The sequence below is a fragment of the Pseudoalteromonas sp. Ld19 genome, from assembly GCF_045064135.1.
Lineage (GTDB): Bacteria > Pseudomonadota > Gammaproteobacteria > Enterobacterales > Alteromonadaceae > Pseudoalteromonas > Pseudoalteromonas aliena.
In genome coordinates, this window is record NZ_JBISHA010000015.1 from 57,316 (window position 1) to 80,069 (window position 22,754).

The following is a 22,754-nucleotide window of genomic DNA, read 5'->3' on the forward strand; positions in this document are numbered from 1 at the left end:
GCCTATCCGGTTTGTTAAAAGCCCACTTTATGTGGGCTTTTTTGTGCCTGTAATTTAGGCATTTAATAGGACTCTTTTATAAATGTTAAATAATAGACCTATCTTTCTAATATCTATGCTTTATCACTTATATCCTTATCTAATCCCCGTTACAATATGGCAATAATAAAGCTATTTGTAGTTTCAGCTTAGATTCAGTGTGCGGTGTTAGTTTACACGCTGAGTATGTGCACATGATGTGACTTACGTAATCTTTTTTGAATTTACACGCGCTTACTCATTTCGATAAAACAACGAAAAAAGGAAATTGTTTTAATGGCTCTAACAACTGTTATTCTTGCTGCGGGTAAAGGTACTCGCATGCGTTCTGCTCTACCTAAAGTTTTGCACAACGTTGCAGGTAAACCAATGGTGCAGCACGTTATTGATAATGCGATGGCATTAGGTGCAACAACTACAAACTTAGTTTACGGACACGGCGGCGAACTATTACAACAACAACTTGCCGATAACAATGTAAATTGGGTACTCCAAGCTGAACAACTTGGTACTGGCCACGCAGTAGCGCAAGCCAACTCTCATATTAATGATGAAGACACGGTATTAATTTTATACGGTGATGTTCCTTTAACCAAACAATCAACACTAGAGCGTTTATTAGCAGCCACCCCTAAAAATGGTTTAGCGGTATTAACAGTCAACTTAGTTAATCCTAATGGCTACGGTCGAATGCTGCGTGCCGGTGGTAAGTTGGTCGGTATTGTTGAGCAAAAAGATGCAAGCCCAGAGCAGTTACTTATTACCGAAGTAAATACAGGCATTATGGCTGTTAACGGTAAGCTATTAAAAACATGGTTAGGTAACTTATCTAACAATAATGCACAAGGCGAGTACTACTTAACAGATATCGTTGCAATGGCTCACAGTGAAGGCGTAGAAATTACTTCAGCTCAGCCAGACCATGCAATGGAAGTTGAGGGCGCAAATAACCGCGTACAACTTGCTGGTCTTGAGCGTGCTTACCAAGCATGGCAAGCGCAAGAGCTAATGTTAAATGGTGCTACACTTGCTGATCCTGCGCGTATTGATGTGCGTGGAACAGTTACCACCGGTGAAGATGTACTTATCGACGTAAACGTTGTTTTTGAAGGTACAGTCACGCTTGGTAATAACGTACAAATAGGTCCTAATTGTGTCCTTAAAAATTGTAGTATTGGCGATAACGTTGTTATTAAAGCGAATACCCTTATTGAAGATGCTACAGTTGCAGATAAATGCACGCTGGGTCCTTATGCTCGCCTTCGCCCTGGCGCTGTAATGGAAGAAGACTCACACATTGGTAACTTTGTAGAGATGAAAAAAACCCGACTAGGCAAAGGCTCTAAAGCAAATCATTTAAGCTATTTGGGTGATGCTGATATTGGAGAAAAAGTGAATATTGGCGCGGGCACTATTACCTGCAACTATGATGGTGTTAATAAGTCAAAAACTATTATTGGTGATAACGCCTTTATTGGTTCTAATTCATCACTCGTTGCCCCAGTAAATATAGGTGCAACTGCAACAATTGGTGCAGGCTCTGTGATCACCAGTACCGTTGAAGATGATCAATTAGCAATAGCACGCTCTAAACAGCGTAACTTAACGGGTTGGAAACGCCCAGTTAAAAAATAACAATAGAGGCTACTTAGGTAGCCTTTTTTATTTTAGTTGAAGTTTAAATTGCTCTTTATAGCGTCTAGACAAGTTAAGTACTTTACCTGTTGTTAGTTTTATTTCACTGTCGCCACTGGGGAGTGGTGTAATGGACTCCACTTTATCGAGTTTTACACCATGGCTGCGGTGAATTCTACAAAACCCCTGTACTTCAAGTTGTTTGCTCAATGCTGTAAGCGTTGCTCTTAACGGATATATACGTGAGCCTATATGTAGATTTACATAATTACCCGACGATTCAAGCCAATCAACATCCTCTATTTTTATAATGAATTCCTTCCCGAGCTTTTTAACCAATAAACGATTTATGGTCGGTGTTGTTTGCTGCTCACTTTCTTCAATTGAAGAGGCTTCACCTAGTAACTGCTGCACCACATATTGATATACTTTAATAAGTACGATAAAAAACACAAAGCTTATAGCGTCTTTCTGGTATTCATAAATAAGCTCAAACCAGCTAAGTCCAAAGTTATAAGACCCATCATTCAACAAATATATGAATTTACGAACCCCTACCATAATACCAACGTGTAACACGCTAAATATAACAGAGGCACCAAAGTACATACCTAATGAGGCCGTAATATTTTGCCAATTAAAAGGTAAGTATCTTAAAAACCAAATTAAAATAGGGAATATAAGCAAAGTACTCAAGGCACTTGAATACTCCCAAACAAATGGCTCCCACATTAAAAAAGTTAAAGCCCCTTCTCTTTGGGCTTCCATTATTTGGGTTGTAGCGTTTACTGTATTATTAATTAATACGTAAGCACACAGTAATACTGATGCGTAAATGCTTTGAAAACGTTGAAAGTGCTGTAGGTTCATAAATGTATGCTTATTTCTGATGTGGCACGCTTATCCCTGTATACCACCTTTTATCACTATTGCTTGTAATATAAGCACTTATAGATAGTTTTAGCGAGAGCTTTAGGTATGAATAACGCATAACATACATAAAGTAGTAAAAGCATGAGCACTCAAGTACAACAACCTTCATTAATTAATTTGCGTAAATATTATCTTGATTGGCTTAGGGTAATTGCATTTGCGTCGCTAATTTTTTATCACATTGGCATGTTGTATAGCGAAAACTGGGGATTTCATTTTAAAAGTAATTATACATCACAGTATGTTGAATATTTAATGTTGGTGTTTTCACCTTGGCGCATGTTGCTCATTTGGTTTATATCGGGCGTAGCACTGCGTTTTATGATTGATAAAGTAAGCAGCTTTAAGTTTTGGTTACATTTCACTTTATACCGCTCTGTTTTTTTACTCTTACCCTTGCTGGTGGGATTATGGCTAATAGTGCCTTTACAGCTGTTTGCAGAAATGTCACAGCAAGGTGTTATTAATATTAGCTATTGGCAATTTTATTTAGCTTTTATAGAGACTAATAATACGCTGTTTATTAATTATCAGCCTGGAGTGTGGCCGAATGTGGATGTAAATCACTTATGGTATTTGCGCTCGTTGTGGCAGTTTATGTTGATCATTATTGTTTTAACTCTTTTTGCACGCTTGCCTTTTATTACGCCTTTAAAAGCCTTTGTTAAAGGGGGGGTGCCATTTGGGCTTTTAATTATCTTGCTCACTATTACCATACTATTTACAAGCCATTACTTAACTGGCGATTCACTCAGAGAAACTAATGGCTTTATGCTACTACTCGCTGGATATATACTTGCTAAAAACACTTATTTTTGGAACTGCTTGAATAAAAATTTGGTATTACTGGCTTTGAGTTTTTCGGTTTTGTTAGTACTTATAATATTAAGCTATCAAAAGGCGTTTACTCTCCCTCATTTTATTTTAAGCGGTAGCTACAATATTCAACGTATAGTAGGTGTGTTTTTTGTACTAGCGCTCGCTCACCGATTTTTAAATTTTAATACCTACTATTTAAAGCAGCTCAATGTATGGGTGTTTCCCTTTTATTTATTGCATCAAAGCATATTGATTATTTTGTGTTTTTTACTGCAACCCTTAAGTTTAGGGCCTGTTGCTGAACCATTCATTATTATTACAGGGACTTGGTCTTTTTGCGGTGTCATAACATGGAGTATTACACGTATTGATGTATTTAGACCTTTGCTAGGGGTTGCAATTAAACGAGAGTATTCCTCGACTGTAAAAACGATTGGCTATACGGCCGCTTTAATTTTAATAACTCCGCTAGCGTATAAGCTAATTACTTAGGCTAAGAGGCTGTATTAAAACTGCCATAATCTTGTCATGCCTGTGTGTTGATATTTAGCAAATACAATACTAAGGAAAATTACATGTTTAAAAAATCAATTATTGCGCTGTCACTTATATTTGTTCTTACTGGTTGCTCACTTGATGGTGACGATGGTCAAAACGGTTCTCAAGGATTACAGGGAGAACAAGGCGCAGGTGGAACTAATGGGTTAAATGGTATAAATGCCAATTCAGCATTAAATATTAACCTTGTGGGTAGAGGTGTATTAAATGCACAAAGCCCAGAAGGTGCACTGAAATAGTTGCATATCAAGCATCTAAAAAATGGATTTACGCTATTAACAGTTCAGGTGATGATGCTGTTGTTAATATTTTACCCGCCGACACCTTTGATACTGCCGCACTTGTTAAAGATAACGAAGGGGTTATAAACGCCACTAACTTAACCTCGGTCATTACGCTACCTTTAAACGACAACACCCAAGGCGATGCAAACAGCATTGCTATTGATGAAAACAATAATTTACTAGCGGTTGCAATGGCTGCTGAAAGCACGGGTGATGCAGGTCAAATTGCTTTTTACGATATAAGCGGCGAATCACCTGTCTTTATTAAAAATGTTACAGTCGGATTTTTACCAGATATGGTGACGTTCACCCACGATGGCGCAAAGGCAGTGGTTGCTAACGAAGGTGAACCAAGTGGCGATTACAGCGTAGATCCTGAAGGTTCTATTAGTATTATCGATATAACAAATAATGTAATAGCCGATACAGCAATAAATATTGATTTTAAAGCCTATAACAACAAACAAACCGAACTAGAAGCGCAAGGGGTCGTTTTTGCAAACCCAAATGGTCGTACTATTAACGGTAATCTAATAAATACCACAGTAGCTATGGATTTAGAGCCCGAGTACGTTAGCATTTCTAAAGATAACAAATATGCTTATGTATCTATTCAAGAAAACAATGCACTTGCAATAGTTAACCTACAAGACAACAGTCTTGAGCTAAAGGGCTTAGGCTTTAAAGATTGGTCAAGCTTACAACTTGATGCCTCAGATAAAGATGGCGGCGTTAATTTTAAATCATACCCAGGGCTCTATGGTATGTACCAGCCCGATACTATCTCAAGCTTTAGTTGGAAAGGCGCTAACTTTATAGTCACTGCCAACGAAGGTGACGCAAGAGAATACTTTTTTGATACAACGGATGAAGCAGACTGTATAGCAAAGGGCGGACTTGATTACGATGAAGATGATGGCTGCTTAGCTTATATAGATGAAAGCCGTGTTGAAGACTTAAATCTTGCTGCTAATTTTGATTACTTAAATAACGACGATGATGATATTGGTCGCTTAAAAGTAACAACAATAAAAGGCGATACCAGTAACGACGGACAATACGAATCGCTTTACGGCTATGGCGCACGTTCTTTTACTATTTGGGATAGCAATGGGCTGGTGGTTTTTGATTCAGGTGACGATATAGCACGTATAACAGCATCTGTGCATGGTGAATCAAAGATGAAAACAAAGGTGACACACGTTCAGATGATAAAGGCGCAGAGCCTGAAGCGCTGACTATTGGTAAAATGGACGATCGTACATTTGCTTTTATTGGATTAGAACGTATGGGCGGTATTATGGCTTACGACATTACTAATCCATACAATGTTCAATTTGAAGACTACTTCTATAATAGAGGCTTAATTAGAGAAGCGAATATTACAGGCGATTTAGCACCTGAAGGAATGGTATTCGTTTCAGCAGAGCAAAGTGCAACAGGAAATCCACTCTTAATCGTTGGAAATGAAATATCAGGCTCTATTGCCGTATGGGAAATAGCATCTAAATAAATCTTTAATTTTAAATAAAGCTGTGTGTTGTTTGTTTAACATACAGCTTAGTTTAAACCTTACTAATACATCATCAATTGATACATAAGTTGTGAATGTTTTTTAAACGAAAAGTATCCTGCAGCCCTTTATTTGTATAGCTTTCATACTAAATTCATTTAATTGTCAAAAAGCTGAAATAAAACATTGACCCCCGCTCGAATCTCCCTATAATGCGACCCCACTGAGACGGGAAACGCCGAAGCATAGCAAGGCAGCAACGACTCAGAGAGTTAAATAAAACTTCGGTTTTAAATCTTCCAAAAGAAAGTTTAAAACTAAGTGTTGACTCGAAAAATAAAGGGTGTATTATTCGCATCCCTAGCGAGATAAAGTTTAACTTTAACCGCAACGTTCTTTAACAATATAAAGCAATCATCTGTGTGGGCACTCGTACAGATTGAGTTCTAACAGCCAAGCTTAGTTCGCTAAGTAAGGCAAACAAATTAGAGTCTCAATTGAAAACTGAGTGACCAACAGAAGTAACTTATTTATAAGTTACTTCGGCACAGTCAATTCAATATCGAAAGATATTAAAATAAATTCAGAATTCATTGAGCTGTCGAAAGACATAAAACTTTTTAATTGAAGAGTTTGATCATGGCTCAGATTGAACGCTGGCGGCAGGGCCGTTGAAGACTACAACGTTGATAGGCAAGATGTGGAAGTGGTGTGAGCCATTAAGCTAACTTGTACTAATTACCCGTGAGGCTTAACCATACAACGCCAAACGCGTTTTATGTGATAGTGAAACAAGCGAAGAAGTTAATATGACTAAAGTAGATATTACTTAGAAAGACTTAAAAAATATTATCAGATATTTTCCAAATTCAAGAGGTGACTCTTAGCGCGTAGCGTTAACATTGAGGCACCTTGCGCAAAGAAAATGGGAGCACTACGTGCTTGTTATTAATTCTTTGCACCATATTTGCTTGGTGACAATAGCGCTTTGGACCCACCTGATCCCATGCCGAACTCAGTAGTGAAACGAAACAGCGCCGATGATAGTGTAGCATTTGCTATGTGAAAGTAGGACATTACCAGGCTTCAAATTGTAGAAAGCCCGAATCTAACGATTCGGGCTTTTTTACGTCTGCAGAAAAGTGAATGTGGGTGAATAGCGGACAATAAACGATGTAGCATTTCACTGTGGCTCTCCACCGCTGTAGGCACTACGACATTCTACTGCGTAGCGCACCGACCTCAAATTGTAGAGAGCCCGAATCTAACGATTCGGGCTTTTTACATTTACGAAAGATGAAAAATCAAGTCACCATACCTGCTAAGTAATGACCTAATTAGTATTAATAACTTGAACTCCTGATAATAAATCTATCTTAAGCAGCTATTTTTAGGGCTAACTACGTTGAATTTACTAGTAATAGATAACTCGCTATTGACGCGTAAATTCGCCTTGTTTTGACTGAAGTTTCTAGCTAGAGAAAAATAAATTATAATATCATTACAGTCCAATATGTTAGTAAACCTCTTAACCAGAGTTTAAGTTAAATGGATCGTTTCTAGCCTCTTGTTATTAGCTTTATTTAAGCTAAAAGTTAACTAATTCAATGAGTAGCATAAATTATTATTCAATTATCTTTATTGACTGAACTATAACGAACTATAACGAACTATAACGAACTATAACGAACTATAACGAACTATAACGAACTATAACGAACTGTAACTGTTATGCTAGCTAACACTAGGCGGCATGATTTAGCCTATCAATATAATTAGGTTATTAAAGGAAGGATATATGTCTTGTGTACAAGTTGTAATTATCGAGGATGAGAGGGCAATCGCTGATACGTTAATTCATACACTCGAGATGGATGGTTTTAAAGTTGCTTGGTTTTCAACAGCTGGTACAGGGCTTGATTATATAAAAGCTTTCCGTACAGATTTACTCATATTAGACGTTGGTTTACCGGATGCTAACGGTTTTGAGTTATGTAAGCAGATCCGTGAGTTTTCGTCATTGCCAATTATTTTTTTAACGGCTCGCAATGATGAAATAGATCGTGTAGTTGGTTTAGAGATAGGTGCTGATGATTATGTTACTAAGCCATTTAGTCCTAGAGAAATGCTTGCTCGTGTTAAGCTTCGTTTAAAACCATATCGTATATCAGAGAAACCATCGGGCTTATTGCAAAGCAAACCTGTCCTTTATAGTAAGAACTATGACTATTACTTCGAAGATCATTCACTTGGCCTTACTGCCTTAGAGTTTAAGCTTCTAGGTAAACTTGTTTCGCAACCACGGCAGATATTTTCACGCGAGCAATTGTTATCATCTGCTCAGTTATGTCAAGAAAGCATGTATGCGCGTAACGTTGATAGCCACATTAAAGCTATCAGGAATAAGTTACGTACAGTAGGTGCTGATGAGTTGATTCAGACAAAACGTGGGTTTGGGTATTATTATGAACCCATTTAAACAATTTACTATTGGGCTATCTAGATTTAAAGGTTGGCCTAAAATACCACTCGGATTTAGATTATTTCTACTTTATTTTGTACTCGTTATATTAACCACTTACTTGGTTAGCTCTACTGTAATGCGTGAAATAAAGCCTACTGTACGCCAAGTAAGTGAAGAAACGTTGGTTGATATGGCCAATTTACTAGCTGTTATGGCGCGAGATGATCTTGCTAATGGTACGTTGTTGCAAAGCGGTTTTGTTAAACAAGTTAATTCATACGGTATGCGACAGCCTAATGCAGAAATTTGGGGAGTTAATAAGCCGGCTATTAATCACCGTATTTATATTACTGACTCTGTAGGGGTTGTAATTATTGATTCTTGGCAGCGAGATGTTGGAAAAGATTTTTCGCGTTGGAATGATGTTTATCTGACTCTACGAGGAGAATATGGAGCACGATCTACTGCTTTAGATGCAAACGATCCTCTCTCGACGGTAATGCATGTAGCTGCACCGATTATCTATAATGAAAAAATAATAGGCACAGTCACTGTGGCTAAAGCTAATCGTTCGGTGCAGCCATTTATTAATATGTCTAAATATCGTGTATTGAGTTGGCTTGCGGTGATGAGCATATTGGCATTAATTGTAGGCGCTTTGATCGCTTGGCGGATCAATGGAGCATTGTTTAAACTTGCTAATTATGCAGATAAAATGGGACGTGGTGAAAAGGCAAGTAAACCCACTTTTAGAATATTTTATGAGTATGGGTTACTTAGTGAGGCACTAGAAAATATGCGCCGTCAACTAGATGGTAAAAGCTATGTAGAAAATTATGTACAAACATTAACACATGAATTAAAAAGTCCTTTATCAGCAATTAAAGGCGCTAGTGAAATCTTGCAAACTCCTTTAAGTAATGAAAAACAGCAATTATTTGTTAACAATATTGAGTCTGAATCAGCGCGAATGCAGATGTTAATAGATAAGTTATTAGCGTTAACTAAGCTTGAGCAACTTCCTGAACTTGAAAAACGACAAATCATTGTTATTGCTCCCTTGCTTGAGGCGATAAGGGATTCTTTTATAGCGAGGATAACCACTAAAAATGTATTGGTAACGATTCAATGTGACTCTTCTATACAGCTAATAGGTGATCGGTTTTTAATACAGCAGACCCTTTATAATATTATTGATAATGCGCTCGACTTTTTATTTGATGGAGGTCAAATAACAATCAATGTCAAACAGTACAAACGCACTGTAAATATTAAAATTAGCAACACAGGCCCTTGCATCCCTGATTATGCATTATCGCGTATTACAGAGCGTTTTTATTCATTACCTCGTGCTAGCGGCAATAAAAGTACAGGGCTGGGTTTAAACTTTGCAGAGCAAGTAGTTAAGTTACACAAAGGACAGTTGATAGTAAGTAATAGTGAGGGCGGTGTAGTAGTTGAAATAATAATAGCAACTCCATAATAGCTCCACTTAATCACCATAAGAGCTCCATTTAGCTTAGTTACTATATAACTAATTAATACATGGAGTGAATATCGATGAAACAAAAAATAGAAACGAAGCTGGTGATTATTATAGGCTTAATTGTCCTGTTACTTATCCCTATTTTTATGATCCAGAGTTTGATAGATGAACGGGCTGAACTGCAAGATCAAGTTCAAGCAGATATTGCAAAAAGCAGTAGCGCTGAGCAGCAAATTATTGGCCCTTTTATTCATGCTGAATATATTGAAACCAGTATGTTAGACGGTAAAACAACAGAGCGCTTAGCTAGTATTTTATTGCTACCTGAAACGCTCAATATAGACAGCAAGTTATCGACGTTCGAAAAGTACCGGGGTATCTATAAAGCGCTTTTATATCGCTCAAAAAATCAATTTGAGGGGGTATTTGACACAACTTCACTGGCACAGTTAGCTGATAAAAAAGTACAGCGACTTAACCTTGTTATGGCCATTGCAGATATTAGAGGGATTGGCCAAGGTACTCAAATCAAAGTTAATGATCGTACTTACAAATTATTTCCTGGTACGCAAATAGCGCAACTCCCTGAAGGTGTGCGTATTGAACTTGATTATGAAAGTATTATGGAAGTTTCTACTTTACCCTATAAAATTGACTTAAATTTACAAGGTATGCGTAAACTTGCTTTAGCGCCTGTTGGTAAAGAAACCTCGTTAAATATGCAAGCTGATTGGCCTCACCCAAGCTTTGTCGGCGATTATCTGCCAATCGAATCGAGTATTTCACAGCAAGGTTTTTCTGCTAGCTGGCAAACTAATTATTTTGCTACCAATCTTCATGAGTTATTTAATTACTGTTTATTTCAAAATGAATGCACGCAGTTTAAGCAGCGTAGCATGGGTGTTAATTTAGTTGATGGCGTAAATCAGTACCTTAAAAACTATCGAGCAAGTAATTATGCTTTACTAGTAATTGTACTCGTATTTGCAAGTTTCTTTTTACTTGAAGTGTTGCGCGGTGAGCCTGTTCATCCGGTGCAATATGGCTTTGTAGGGCTTGCATTAGCTGTTTTTTACTTGCTATTGACTTCGTTAAGTGAGCATTTAGGGTTTAACGTGGCGTATCTTTTATCAGCACTTTCTTCTGCTTTTTTACTGAGTATTTATGTTGCTGGTATGCTCAAAAATAGCAAGCATGGAGGCTTTTTCTTACTGGGGGTTTTATTTTTATATAGCCTATTGTTTGGGTTATTAAGTGCAGAGGATTATGCGTTATTGATGGGGAGTGTATTGGTATTTGCGGTACTTAGTTTGATTATGATACTAACTCGAACTGTAAACTGGTACAGCACAAAGTCGCAAGTAGATAACGAGGTTACTTAAGTAGCCTTAGCTAAAATAATAAAAGGGCTGATCATTTTATCAGCCCTTTTATAGTTAACTATTGGATAAGAATACAGTAAGTTTTTTACCTATTTTTAAATGCTCACTTGAAAGGTTATTCCATTGTTTTAGTTTATTAATACTGACTTTGTAATACTTAGCGATTTTCCATAAGCTTTCGCCTGATTTAACTTTATGCTCGATTTCTTGATCTGCAAGTATAGGGAGTATCAGCTTTTTTCCTGCGCGAATACGATTGCTTTTTAGATTGTTAAAGGCCTTTAACTGATTAACTGTTATTGCATGGCGTTTAGCTATGACACTGAGGCTGTCGCCAGATTGAATAGTGTAGTGTTGCCATTGACTGTAATCATTACTTTTTTGATTTGCGAGCATTGCTTTAAACTCTATTTGCTCATCGGCAAGAACAACGATATGAGGCGCATCAATAACTGCTGGAAAGCGGATCACACCGTAATTTAATGACTCGAGTTGTTGCCACTTCTCTTTGTTATCTATGATAACGGATCCCGAAACTGGTATTACCGCAATGGTATTTTTATTTGCTATCGCAGGAAATGCCATTTTTTGGCTTTTGAGTAGTTGGGCTGCAGCAAGTAACTTAGGGACATATTGACTTGTTTGTTTAGGTAGTTTCAAGCTGAAGAAATCGGTTGGCTTACCCTGCCTTTTATTATTTTTAATTGCTCTTAAAACGCGGCCTTCGCCTAAATTATAAGCCGCAATAGCATGATACCAATCGCCATCGAAACGTTTGTATAAATACTCCATGAAATCCAATGCTGCACGGGTACTGTCTATCACGTCTTGTCTACCGTCATACCAAGGTGAAATTTTTACTTTAAAATATTTAGCAATAGAGGGCGTTAGCTGCCAAAGACCAGACGCATGTTTATGAGAATAGGCGCTTGCATCAAAATCGCTTTCAATAAGTGGCATTAATGCCAGCTCTATTGGTAAATCTCGTTTTTCTATTTCAGTCACTATATGATAAAGATAAGGTGTAGCGCGACGGCTAATTTCATCCATATAATTAGGGTGAGATAAGTACCAAGCAATACGCTTGTTCACAGTGGGGTGACTTGAATTAGTAAAACTTAGCTGCGCGCGAATACGTTGCCAAACATCGTCCAGCTCTTTAGGATTTAAAGGCGCGATTTGTTCAATTGCTTTACTTTGTTGATTAACAACAGGATTAGCTTTAATAATTGTATTAGGGGCTGGTTGCTCTGGTGTTGTCTCACAGCCAGATAAAATAAAAATCAGTGGCAAAATGCCGATATATCGATTTAAAAACACGTAAAAACTACTCCGTAATATAAATGCAGCTAGCTAAAAGCCGTTTAGCTTAACATAGGGAATGTTATAAACAGCGCTATAATCACCCGTTTAAACTATTTTACAGGTGAGTATTTTAGATGGTATGTATTGTTAAACTCAGTTAAATTAATAGGGTTACAATAAGTTATCGATTTAGTATTGGCCAAACGGGCTTGTTTTTTAGGGATGATGGATGCGTTTAATCTTACTTTTTTTATTTTTATCGACTTTGCTGAACGTAAATATTGTCGCAGCCACACAAGTCACACCTCCAGTAAATATAGCTCCTTCGTTGCCTAATACGCAAAATAACCATGATTTGGTATACCAGCAATTATTTAGTATGCACAGCCAACTTGCTAGTTTGGATGAAAAACTACAACAACAAAAAACACTCGGTAATGATGTTAAAGCCCTAGAAGCAGCGCAGCAAGAGTTAAAAGTGCAGTTAGCCAGTCTCCAGACTAAATTAGATGCGCAGGACAAGTTACATTCGGATCGGACAAACCTTTTTAATGAACGAGCAGCAGATATGAAAGACTCATTCAATTGGTGGTTTTTCACATTAACAGTTCTTTTAGCTGGAGGTGGTTACATAGTCTACAGACAGAGTAAAAAAGAAGCTGAAGATGTAGCGAGCGTGCAGATGAAAAAATTTATTATGGAAAATTCAGGTCAAATTTTAGAAGCTGCGCAGACTTCTCTGCAAGAACAATTGGGCGAGGCTAATGCATCGGTTGAATACTTAAAGAAATATATCGATGAAGCCCATCAGATTATCGAAGAAAAAAAGAAAGAAGTGGAAGCCGCAGCAGAGGATGTACAAAAATCTATAGCAGAGAAAAAAGAACCAAACCCTGAGTCATTAAGAATATTAGAAAATAGCACGAAGAAAATAAGCAAAGAGCATACAACTGCGCGTGAATATTTAAACCTAGCAAGTGTTAGCTATGGGAAAAAGAATTATAAAGAGGCTCTAAAATATCTAAATTTAGCTATTAATACTTTAAAAGATAGTGAAAAGCAAACTCAACTTCATGCACAGCTGTTATGGAATAAAGCTAATGCCTATTCTATGTTGCAAGATGTAAATGCTGAACTTAAAGCTTATGATGAGTTAATTCAAAACTTTAAAAGTATACATAATGAGGGGAGTTGGAAATTTGTAGCAAAAGCAATGCTCAACCAAGGTGTTGCTTATCGTAAGCAGGGAAGGTTGGAAGATGCTCTCAACAGTAACACAAGCTTGATTGAGAATTACAAAGACTCGTTGAATGAAGAGGTTCAAATTCAGGTTGCTGGAGCTATTTGTAACCAGAGTGCTATATATGGCCTGAACAAAGATTTCCCCACAGCTCTAAAATTGCATTCAATGTTGCTTGAAACATTTCATAACTCAGAAAATGGTGAGATTAAAAAAATCATAGCTAATTCAAAAGCAAATATAGCTGAACTGGCTTTACTTTATGAAGCGCCAGAACACGTCCTTACTCGTGTTACAGACGCTGAAGAGTTGATAACTGACCAACAGGTTTTAGCTGTAATGCAGTTTATTCGCTTTTTGCTTGACGATAAAACGATTGAAGAGGTTTTTGCTGCCTTAGCCGCAATCCCAGCGGAAATGGAATTAGAGTGGGGCTTTAGAGAGATTAAAAATTACTTAACCGATAATTTTGAAGGCGAAAAGTTGCAACAGATTCAGGCTGTTGTGAGCTTTTTTGAGCAACATAAAGATATTGAAAAGTTAAGAATTGAGTTAGGGTTAAAAAGTTAGTTTTTGATTTTAATATCTTAATTTGTCGCCATAAATGACGACCTACATGTAGGACGTGCTTTAGTGCGTAAAGAAGTTTGCTGTAGGGTTGCTACTTTGTGTTGACGCCATAAATGACGACCTACATGTAGGACGTGCTTTAGCGCTTAAAGAAGTTTGCTGTAGTGTTAAGCTACTTTGAATTGTCGCCATAAATGACGACCTACATGTAGGGCGTGCTTTAGCGCGTAAAGAAGTTTGCTGTAGGATTGCTACTTTGTGTTGACGCCATAAATGACGACCTACATGTAGGACGTGCTTTAGCGCGTAAAGAAGTTTACTGTAGGGTTGCTACTTTGTATTGTCATCATAAATGACGACCTACAGCAGGCATCCTTGGGATAACTGAGCTACCTTTTTAAATGAAACTTTGTTTAGAAGAGGGAGTTTTGGATGAGTTGGAGTGATTTAAAAAAAGGGCGAGTATCAATTCAGTCCGGCGAATATTTTATTACTATCACGTGCCAGAATAGGCAGAACATATTTAGTGACTATGAGCTTGCCAATACTTTTTGCAAATGTATTGCTGATAATGAATTTAGTCACCAGTGCCGCTGGTTAACATGGGTTCTTATGCCTGATCACTTTCATGGTTTATTACAGCTTAAAGGGGCTAAGTTAGGCAATGTGGTTGGTCATTTAAAAGGGCTATCATCTTGGCGAGTAAATAAGGTTCGTGGTTTTCGTCAAAGTGTGTGGCAGCCTGCGTATTATGATCATGCTTTACGAGAAGAAGAAAATAGAATTGAAATAGCAAGGTACATTGCAGCGAACCCTTTAAGGCGTAGCATAGTTAACAAGCTTGGTGATTACCCTTTTTGGAATTCAGTATATTTGTAGGTATTTGTCGCCATAAATGACGACCTACACGTAGGACGTGCTTTCGCACGTAAAGTAGTTTGCTGTAGGGTTAAGCTACTTTGTATTGTCGCCATAAATGACGACCTACACGTAGAACGTGCTTTAGCGCGTAAAGTGGTTTGCTGTAGGGTTGCTACTTTGTGTTGTCGCCATAAATGACGACCTACAGTGGACGTGCTTTAGCGCGTAAAGTAGCTTGCTAGAGTGTTGCTACTTTATGTTGTTGCTGTGAACGACGATCTACTGATTACTCACCCAAACACACATCTAAAGCATGCACCTTGTGGTTTTTGTACATAAACCAAATCACCGCCGTGGTTGAGCATAATTTGCCGCGACAAGCTCAAACCAATACCCGAACCTTGTTGTTTGGTAGTAAAAAAGGGCACGAACACCATATCAATAACATGTTCAGCAATACCAGGTCCGTTATCACTGACTTCAATGTAAAGCTGTTGTGCGTGATTTTGTGCGAGGGTGAGTTGAATCGTTGGTGTTTTATTAGGATTTTGCGCGTTATGTTGTTGGCTTGTAGCGAGTACTTCAAGTGCATTTTTAACTAAGTTAACCAGTACTTGTTCTATTTGGCTGTTGTCGAGCATCACTAATTGTTGGGTATTAATATTAAGCTCAAAAGTAGTGCCTTGGCTAAGTGCTTGCTGCTGATGTAATGCAACTATTTGTGTGAGCACACTAGCTAAATTATAAGGCGCTAATTTAGGTGTAGGTAAGCTACTTACTTGACGAAAGCGTGCTATAAAATCACCTAAATGCTCAGTGCGAGACGCAAGTGTAGTGAGTGCGAGTTGTAAGTCTTGCTTATCTTCAAGCTCATCAAAGCACAGCGTTTGCGGTAATAAAGTGGTGCACGTGTTAGCGAGTGATGAAAGTGGCGTTATAGAATTCGCTATTTCGTGAGTTAGCACTTTAGTTAAGCGCTTATAGGCCTGCTGCTCTTTTAACTGCAATTGGTCGTGAATAGACTGTATGCTGACAACGCGGCGAACTTTACCTTGAATTTCGGCGATACTGAGTGCAATTGATAATGTATCTTGTTGTTCACCTGTTTGCCAATGCAGGGTATTACGTACGTTTTGATCGGCTTTTAAAAGAAGATCACCCACAGCGCCTAATTCACTCAAGTGCTTAACGTTTTTACCTAAAAGCTTACTTACAGCGGGGTTTGATTCAATCACTTGGCCACTGTTATCAGACACCAACACAGCCAAATCGACATGAATGAGTAATGCTTGTAAAAATTGAGCTTGTTGCTCGGCATTAAAGCGTGCGGTTTGCATTTGTGCTTTTACTTGATCGAACTGCTGGCGCATTGGGTGATACTGGCTAAGACCCAGCGTACTATCGCCATTAGCGAGTGCGCGAATAACTATTTCAGCTTGTTTTTGTTGGCGAGTAAATAGTGTGAAAATATGGGCGCTCAAGGCAATACTAACCAAGACGACTAACAATAATGTTGCCGAGAAACCCTTATTAATAAGTAAGTAGCACAGTAATGCACTACAGCTGCTTAATGCGACTAGGTTAAATCCGAGGGAAAAATAAGGTCGCATCTTTATAATCCATACTTTTCAAGGCGGCGATACATAGCACCGCGCGTTAAACCAAGCGCTTTGGCAGCGTGGCTCACATTGCCTTGGTGGTGAGTAAGGGCTGCACGAACAGTTCGTTGTTCAAGTGCCTCTAAATCAAAAGTATCGTATGCATTATTATTTTCGATTGGGTTATTAGTGCTATTGACGTTACTTGTAGTATTACCAACCACTGAACTCACATCAAGATTTTCGCCTTCACTTAATATTACCGCGCGCTCTATGGCGTGGGCTAGCTCACGCACATTGCCCGGCCATGAGTATTGGCAAAGTGATGTCATATCATCTGCTGCAATGGTTAAGTCGCGTTTGTATTTTTGTGAAAAATGATTTAGGTAATAATCTACTAGTAATGGAATGTCATCACTGCGCTCACGTAAGGGAGGTAATCTGATTTCAACAGTATTAATACGATACAGTAAGTCTTGACGAAAGCGACCTTCAGCGACCGCTTGCTCAAGATTATCGTTAGTGGCACAAATGAGGCGAATATCAATATCAATTGTTTTACTGCCGCCGATCGGAGTTACTTGGCGGTTTTGCAATGCGGCGAGTAATTTAGCTTGGTGTTCTAGCGGAAGGTTACCTAGCTCATCTAAAAATAAACTGCCGCCTTGGGCAAGTTCAAATTTACCAATTCGATCAGCTTTAGCGTCAGTAAACGCGCCTTTTTTATGGCCGAATAGCTCACTTTCAAACAGGTTTTGCGCCACTGCGCCCATATCTACACTCATAAAGGTGTGTTCGCTACGCATACTTGCTTGATGAATTGCGTGAGCGGTGAGCTCTTTTCCTGTGCCACTTTCGCCAGTGATTAATATATTTGCGTCGGTTTTTGCGGCTTTTTCAATGGTATTAAATACTTGCTGCATTGCTGCGCTTTGCCCTAAAAATTTAAACGAAGGCGTATTTAGTGCTTGGTTTAGGCCGTGCTTTTGGCGAGTAAGTTTACCAACTTGTTGCTTGTCTTTTGCGTGCGAGAACGCAGCAGCAACTGCGCCAAGTAATTGCTCATTTTGCCAAGGTTTAGCAATAAAATCAGAGGCACCCGCTTTAATGGCATCCACCGCAAGCTGAATATCACTGTAAGCGGTCATCAGTAGCACCACTATATTGGCGTCTTGCTCAATGATTTTTTTGAGCCAATAAAACCCTTCTTTGCCGCTAATCGAATCTTGGCTAAAGTTCATATCCAATAAAATCACGTCAATGGGCTGATCGCTTTCTCGTTGCTTGCTAATAATGCCAGCAATATCAAAGGGGTTATCAGTAGTTTTTACGCTTTGATAATGTTGCTTTAATAGCAAGCGTGCTGCAATGAGAATATCGGGATTGTCGTCAACAATTAAAACTGAGCCTGTGTGTTTCATGATTTTTATTTTTATAGAGTTTTATTTAGCCTAAAACAAAAAAGGAACAGTGTCCATAAATGGACGTTTATTAAAATAAAAAGTGTTCTATAAACGGACACTTAAAGTATTTATCTGTATAAGTAATTATTCAAGCTGTTGTAATTAAAGAATAATTAAAGTTGGCATACGCTTTGTAATAGCAATAGGTAATTAGTTAAATTAAACCTGTATTAAGGCGGCAACATGGATAAGAAAATAGAACGCTCATTTACTCAAAAGTATTTTAAAAAATTCATCTTTGCAACGATGGCCTTAGGTGTTGCGGCGGCTGCGTATGGCTTTACGCAAACTAGCGATACAGGTCGTAGCCAAAATGTTGAGCTTGGCAGCCTTACGGTTAGCACAGTTAAACAAGGTGCATTTAAAGATGCGTTGAGCTTACGCGGTCAAGTGGTGCCAAAAACCAGTATTTATCTTGATACTATCGCCGGTGGCCAAGTTGAGGAGCGTTTGGTAGAGCAAGGCGAATTTGTAGAAGCAGGCCAACCCTTGGTGCGCTTGAGTAATACTAACTTGCAACTTGATGTTATGGGCCGTGAGGCTCAAGTAACAGAGCAGCTTAATTTTTTACGTAATACGCAAATGAATATGGAAACCAGTCGCTTAAACTTACGCCGAGACTTATTAGAAATAGAGTTAAAGATTACGCATTTAACACGCCGTTTAAAACAAACTAAACCATTAGTTAAAAGTGGGGTGTTGGCGCAAGATAAATTAGCCGAACTTGAGGAAGATTTAAGTTATTACCATGCTCGCAAGGAGCTAACGCTTGAGCGTCAAAAGCAAGAAAAATCAATACGTGAAGTGCAAGTTGCACAGCTGTCAGACAGCGCTAAAATGCTCGAGAAAAACCTTCAATTTGCTCGTCGAAACCTCGATAACTTATTAGTAAAAGCACCGGTATCAGGTTATTTAAGTGAGCTTGATGTAGAAATTGGCGAATCAAAAAGCAGCGGCGCACGACTCGGACAAATCGATATTCCCAACGAGTATAAATTAGTGGTACGTCTTGATGAGTTTTACTTAAATCAGGTGCAGCGCGATATGGCTGTGATGATTGAACTTGATGATGACGCTATTACTGCCAAAGTGAGCAAAATCGATAGCCGCGTACAGCAGTCTCAATTTCAAATCGAAGTGGACTTACCCAGTAACACTAAAAGTATTAAGCGTGGCCAAAGCATCGACCTTGAGTTAATGCTTGGCAACAATAAAAACGATGCCTTATTACTTAATCGAGGCGCATTTTTCACAAACTCGGGTGGTAATTGGGTTTACGTAATTGAGCAAGGTAACAATAAAGCACTGCGCCGTGATATTCGTTTAGGTAAAAAAAATCAACATTATTTTGAAGTGCTTGAAGGGCTAAAAGCAGGAGATCAAGTGATCATCTCAAGCTACAGCAACTTCGAAAAAGCACAACAACTACAATTTTAAGGATAACAATAATGATTAAACTAACTAATTTAAGTCGTGTATTTCGTACTCAAGATGTTGAAACAACTGCACTAAGCAATATTACTCTAACCGTAAAAGAAGGTGATTTTTTAGCAATTATGGGCCCATCTGGCTGTGGTAAATCAACCTTATTATCTATTTTAGGCATGTTAGATTCGCCAACGAGTGGAAGCTTTGAGTTTGCAGGTGCTGACATTGCAGGTTATAGCGAAAAACAATTAGCAGAGTTACGTAAAGCTTCAATTGGTTTTGTATTTCAGAGCTTTAACTTAATTGATGAATTGACAGTTTATCAAAATGTAGAGCTGCCTTTGCAATATCAAAAAATTTCAAAAAGTGAGCGTAAAGAGCGTGTTGAAACCATTTTAAAGCGAGTGGGTATTGATCATCGAGGCGATCATTTACCGCAGCAGCTATCGGGTGGTCAGCAGCAGCGTGTAGCAGTAGCGCGAGCTTTGGTGATTAACCCTAAGCTAATTTTAGCCGATGAGCCAACGGGTAATTTAGACTCAAAAAATGGTGATGAAGTAATGGCAATGCTCCGCGAATTAAATAAAGAAGGCACCACGGTAATTATGGTTACGCACTCTGATAAAGAGGGTAATTACGCAGATCGTCTAGTACGCCTACTTGATGGCCAAGTGATGCTTGATAAAGCAAATAACGTACAACAAACGATGGAGGTTGCATAGCATGTTTATAAGTTACTTTATTACAGCGCTGCGTTCGTTCAAACAGCAAAAACAACATTTTATTTTAAATGTATTAGGTCTAAGTATTGGCTTAGCTTCAGCTATTTTAGTGGCGTTGTTCGCACAAAATGAGCTGTCTTACGATAGTCAGCAGCCACATGCTGAACGTGTTTACCGCGTAGGCCAAGACTTCTCGAAGTTGGGCTTATTTGTGATCCCAATCTTCAATTATTCACAAGGAGCGAAGGCAGTCGAGTATAGCCAAGTGGAAGAAGTCTTTGGTTTGACTATGGTGTCGATGACTAGAGAGGCGATGGTTGACGTACAGTATCGCGATCAGGGTTTTAAGCTCAGCGATTTATATGGAGCAACTCCAAATATTGAGAATTTTATCAATATGAACACATTGGCTGGCGATTTAAAAAATGCTATGAGTACACCTGGTAGCCTAGCATTGAGTGAGTCTGAAGCACTGCGTATTTTTGGTTCTGTGAATGTTATTGGTAATACGCTACAGCACGAACAAGGGCAATATACTGTACGGGCGGTGTTTGCGGATTTACCAAGCAATACTCACTTTGCATTTAAAAACCTAGTGTATGTAAAACATGACCCGAGCAACCTTATGATGAATAGTAGCTACGTTTATATGCGTTTAGCGCCACAGGCCGATCCAATCGCACTTGCGGATACACTTTCTAATCAATACTTTAATGGGCAAATGGCGGGGCAAATTGCCATTGAATTTCACCCACTATTAGACTTACATTTAATAGCCAAATCACCATTTGAAATGAAAGCGGGTGGCGCAAAGCAAGTCGTAATGATTTGTGCGGGTTTGAGTGTGTTGCTTATTTTAATTGCGGGCTTTAACTTTATCAATATGACGGTGGCGCAGTCCACAAGGCGTGCTAAAGAAGTTGGGGTGCGTAAAGCGCTTGGCGCAAGTAAAGGGCAGTTAGTAACGCAATTTTTAGCTGAGTCTATGTTGGTTGCGTTATTGTCGATGATTACTGCATGTGTATTAGTAGAGCTGTTATTACCGAGCTTTAATCAGTTAGTCGATCGTGAGCTAGTCGTAATTTATTTTTCAGCCTTTGGTTTGGGTATTATGAGCGTGGTGATTGCTGTAGGCATACTTGCCGGTTTGTACCCTGCATTGTTTATCTCATCATTTAGCGCTAAACGAGTATTAAGTGGCGATTTACAACGAGGCAGTACAGCTACTTGGGTGCGTAAAAGTTTATTAACCCTACAAGCTTCATTGGCAATAGGCCTGATCATTGCCTCGATTACGTTATTAAACCAATTATCTCACTTACAAAGTCTTCCTTTGGGCTATCAAACACAGCAACGCTTAGTGGTTTCAGAGTTGCCTGTGCAATCGGTATTTACGCAGCAGCCTAGCGCACTCATTAATCGCTTGACGGCTATTGATGGCGTAGAGCAAGCAACGATTATTGATACCCGTTTAACCGTTTCAATTAATAATACATTACAGCCAACTTGGCCCAATGGAGAATCATCAGGTGGAATAACCCCTGTGATAGGTTCTGGTTTTGATGTCGTAAAAGGGCTAGGCCTTACGCTCATTGCTGGTAGAGACTTTAGCCGTGAGTTTTCCTCAGACTGGGCGACGCGAGCAAACGGAGTTACAACGGTGGGTACAATTATTACAGAAACCGTTGCCAAGCAGGCTGGTTATAGCAATGTGGCTGATATTGTTGGACAAACAATTAAAGACACAGGGCGTAATGTGGATATGCGGGTTGTCGGTGTTGTAAAAGATGTAAAAATTGGTAATGCACAAGATGCAAATTCTAACATTATGTTTTTATGTGGCTTTAACTATTTAGCACCGGTATCTGAAGTGATTTTAACAGTTAATTTGCATAAGCTCCCAGCTATAAAGCAAGAAGTGATCGCAGCCTTGGCTGAGGTGTCTAATATTTATGAGCCAAAAATAAACCTACTAGCTGAAAACTATAAAGCGGTTTTAAAAGCTGATGAGCGTGTTTCTTTTATAGTACTTATTTTTACGGGCCTTGCGGTATTCTTAACCTGCTTAGGTACATTTGGTTTAGCTTCGTTTGCCACAATTCGTCGCCAAAAAGAAGTGGCGGTACGCAAAGTACTTGGCGCATCACGTATTAGTATTATGAACCTACTGGCAAAAGAGTTTTTAATTTTAGTGTTGGTGAGTGTAGCCATTGCATACCCATTAACCTATTGGCTGGTGGGCGATTGGCTCGCTAATTTTAATGAGCGTGTTGATCAAGCGCTGTGGGTTTATTTAATTGCAGCCCTTAGTGTTGCAGTAATTACTTGGCTCACGGTTGCAAGCCTTGCATTTAAAGCTGCAAGCACACGGCCATCGCTTACTTTACGTTATGAGTAAATAAAGCTCAGTGAATTAAAAAAGGGTTGGTGAATACACTAACCCTTTTTTGTATC

General features: G+C 38.7%; 15 protein-coding genes, 1 rRNA gene and 1 pseudogene. 12 read left to right on the plus strand and 5 right to left on the minus strand.

Annotated features, from left to right (window positions below; translation table 11 throughout):
• The first annotated feature begins 315 nt into the window (after positions 1–315).
• A complete protein-coding gene (glmU, locus tag ACJJVZ_RS03745) occupies positions 316–1,674 on the plus strand; it encodes a bifunctional UDP-N-acetylglucosamine diphosphorylase/glucosamine-1-phosphate N-acetyltransferase GlmU (RefSeq protein WP_405598273.1) in 1,359 nt (452 codons plus the stop codon).
• A 27-nt stretch (positions 1,675–1,701) separates the two neighbouring features.
• Here glmU and ACJJVZ_RS03750 read toward each other — a convergent pair whose 3' ends face one another.
• Positions 1,702–2,544 carry a LytTR family DNA-binding domain-containing protein gene (locus tag ACJJVZ_RS03750; protein ID WP_182701917.1) on the minus strand — a complete coding sequence of 281 codons (843 nt, stop codon included), beginning with the start codon at positions 2,542–2,544 and terminating at the stop codon, positions 1,702–1,704.
• A 144-nt stretch (positions 2,545–2,688) separates the two neighbouring features.
• Here ACJJVZ_RS03750 and ACJJVZ_RS03755 point away from each other — a divergent pair, with 144 nt between their 5' ends.
• From ACJJVZ_RS03755 to creD, 6 genes and pseudogenes are all read left to right on the plus strand, one after another.
• Entirely contained in the window at positions 2,689–3,918 is a 1,230-nt protein-coding gene (locus ACJJVZ_RS03755; RefSeq protein ID WP_405598277.1) for an acyltransferase family protein, read from the plus strand.
• 83 nt (positions 3,919–4,001) lie between these two features.
• Positions 4,002–5,781: pseudogene (locus ACJJVZ_RS03760) on the plus strand (choice-of-anchor I family protein).
• Positions 5,782–6,751: 970 nt separating this feature from the next.
• A 5S ribosomal RNA gene (gene rrf, locus ACJJVZ_RS03765) occupies positions 6,752–6,866 on the plus strand.
• A 713-nt stretch (positions 6,867–7,579) separates the two neighbouring features.
• Positions 7,580–8,260, plus strand: a complete 681-nt coding sequence (locus ACJJVZ_RS03770; protein WP_405598280.1) for a response regulator — start codon at positions 7,580–7,582, stop codon at positions 8,258–8,260.
• Positions 8,247–9,728, plus strand: coding sequence for a two-component system sensor histidine kinase CreC (gene creC / locus ACJJVZ_RS03775; RefSeq protein ID WP_405598283.1), 1,482 nt, complete (start codon positions 8,247–8,249; stop codon positions 9,726–9,728). The genes ACJJVZ_RS03770 and creC overlap by 14 nt, the downstream gene beginning before the upstream one ends.
• A gap of 77 nt (positions 9,729–9,805) precedes the next feature.
• The gene (creD, locus tag ACJJVZ_RS03780; protein WP_405598286.1) at positions 9,806–11,113 is read left to right on the plus strand and encodes a cell envelope integrity protein CreD; all 1,308 of its coding nucleotides are present in this window, start codon (positions 9,806–9,808) and stop codon (positions 11,111–11,113) included.
• 54 nt (positions 11,114–11,167) lie between these two features.
• Here the strand turns inward: creD and ACJJVZ_RS03785 are convergent, their stop codons facing one another.
• Positions 11,168–12,433: a LysM peptidoglycan-binding domain-containing protein gene (locus ACJJVZ_RS03785; RefSeq protein WP_405598289.1), complete on the minus strand. Its 1,266-nt coding sequence runs from the start codon at positions 12,431–12,433 to the stop codon at positions 11,168–11,170.
• A 214-nt stretch (positions 12,434–12,647) separates the two neighbouring features.
• Between ACJJVZ_RS03785 and ACJJVZ_RS03790 the strand changes: the two genes are divergently transcribed.
• Positions 12,648–14,228, plus strand: coding sequence for a hypothetical protein (locus ACJJVZ_RS03790; protein ID WP_405598292.1), 1,581 nt, complete (start codon positions 12,648–12,650; stop codon positions 14,226–14,228).
• A 60-nt stretch (positions 14,229–14,288) separates the two neighbouring features.
• On the opposite strand, the gene ACJJVZ_RS03795 is transcribed toward ACJJVZ_RS03790, so the two are convergent.
• The gene (locus ACJJVZ_RS03795) at positions 14,289–14,420 is read right to left on the minus strand and encodes a hypothetical protein (protein WP_405598295.1); all 132 of its coding nucleotides are present in this window, start codon (positions 14,418–14,420) and stop codon (positions 14,289–14,291) included.
• 240 nt (positions 14,421–14,660) lie between these two features.
• Between ACJJVZ_RS03795 and ACJJVZ_RS03800 the strand changes: the two genes are divergently transcribed.
• Positions 14,661–15,107, plus strand: coding sequence for an REP-associated tyrosine transposase (locus ACJJVZ_RS03800; RefSeq protein ID WP_077536502.1), 447 nt, complete (start codon positions 14,661–14,663; stop codon positions 15,105–15,107).
• Positions 15,108–15,379: 272 nt separating this feature from the next.
• Here the strand turns inward: ACJJVZ_RS03800 and ACJJVZ_RS03805 are convergent, their stop codons facing one another.
• Both ACJJVZ_RS03805 and ACJJVZ_RS03810 read right to left on the minus strand, forming a co-directional pair.
• Positions 15,380–16,699 carry a sensor histidine kinase gene (locus tag ACJJVZ_RS03805; protein WP_405598298.1) on the minus strand — a complete coding sequence of 440 codons (1,320 nt, stop codon included), beginning with the start codon at positions 16,697–16,699 and terminating at the stop codon, positions 15,380–15,382.
• 2 nt (positions 16,700–16,701) lie between these two features.
• Positions 16,702–18,108, minus strand: a complete 1,407-nt coding sequence (locus ACJJVZ_RS03810; RefSeq protein ID WP_096794025.1) for a sigma-54 dependent transcriptional regulator — start codon at positions 18,106–18,108, stop codon at positions 16,702–16,704.
• A gap of 225 nt (positions 18,109–18,333) precedes the next feature.
• On the opposite strand from ACJJVZ_RS03810, the gene ACJJVZ_RS03815 reads away from it, so the two are divergent.
• Genes ACJJVZ_RS03815 through ACJJVZ_RS03825 form a run of 3 tightly spaced genes read left to right on the plus strand, consistent with a single transcriptional unit; the run spans position 18,334 to position 22,698 of the window.
• On the plus strand, positions 18,334–19,587 hold the full coding sequence (locus ACJJVZ_RS03815) for an efflux RND transporter periplasmic adaptor subunit (protein ID WP_405598302.1): 1,254 nt from the start codon (positions 18,334–18,336) through the stop codon (positions 19,585–19,587).
• A gap of 11 nt (positions 19,588–19,598) precedes the next feature.
• On the plus strand, positions 19,599–20,300 hold the full coding sequence (locus ACJJVZ_RS03820) for an ABC transporter ATP-binding protein (RefSeq protein ID WP_138585638.1): 702 nt from the start codon (positions 19,599–19,601) through the stop codon (positions 20,298–20,300).
• Position 20,301: 1 nt separating this feature from the next.
• A complete protein-coding gene (locus tag ACJJVZ_RS03825) occupies positions 20,302–22,698 on the plus strand; it encodes an FtsX-like permease family protein (RefSeq protein ID WP_405598305.1) in 2,397 nt (798 codons plus the stop codon).
• Positions 22,699–22,754: the final 56 nt, after the last annotated feature.

Bases quoted from the DNA above. Each gene is read 5' to 3' on its own strand.
- creC (WP_405598283.1), top strand. From the start codon at position 8,247: ATGAACCCATTTAAACAATTTACTATTGGGCTATCTAGATTTAAAGGT.
- ACJJVZ_RS03755 (WP_405598277.1), top strand. From the start codon at position 2,689: ATGAGCACTCAAGTACAACAACCTTCATTAATTAATTTGCGTAAATAT.
- ACJJVZ_RS03820 (WP_138585638.1), top strand. From the start codon at position 19,599: ATGATTAAACTAACTAATTTAAGTCGTGTATTTCGTACTCAAGATGTT.
- ACJJVZ_RS03805 (WP_405598298.1), bottom strand. From the start codon at position 16,699: ATGCGACCTTATTTTTCCCTCGGATTTAACCTAGTCGCATTAAGCAGC.
- creD (WP_405598286.1), top strand. From the start codon at position 9,806: ATGAAACAAAAAATAGAAACGAAGCTGGTGATTATTATAGGCTTAATT.
- ACJJVZ_RS03810 (WP_096794025.1), bottom strand. From the start codon at position 18,108: ATGAAACACACAGGCTCAGTTTTAATTGTTGACGACAATCCCGATATT.
- ACJJVZ_RS03800 (WP_077536502.1), top strand. From the start codon at position 14,661: ATGAGTTGGAGTGATTTAAAAAAAGGGCGAGTATCAATTCAGTCCGGC.
- ACJJVZ_RS03795 (WP_405598295.1), bottom strand. From the start codon at position 14,420: ATGGCGACAATTCAAAGTAGCTTAACACTACAGCAAACTTCTTTAAGC.
- ACJJVZ_RS03825 (WP_405598305.1), top strand. From the start codon at position 20,302: ATGTTTATAAGTTACTTTATTACAGCGCTGCGTTCGTTCAAACAGCAA.
- ACJJVZ_RS03750 (WP_182701917.1), bottom strand. From the start codon at position 2,544: ATGAACCTACAGCACTTTCAACGTTTTCAAAGCATTTACGCATCAGTA.
- ACJJVZ_RS03790 (WP_405598292.1), top strand. From the start codon at position 12,648: ATGCGTTTAATCTTACTTTTTTTATTTTTATCGACTTTGCTGAACGTA.
- glmU (WP_405598273.1), top strand. From the start codon at position 316: ATGGCTCTAACAACTGTTATTCTTGCTGCGGGTAAAGGTACTCGCATG.
- ACJJVZ_RS03815 (WP_405598302.1), top strand. From the start codon at position 18,334: ATGGATAAGAAAATAGAACGCTCATTTACTCAAAAGTATTTTAAAAAA.
- ACJJVZ_RS03770 (WP_405598280.1), top strand. From the start codon at position 7,580: ATGTCTTGTGTACAAGTTGTAATTATCGAGGATGAGAGGGCAATCGCT.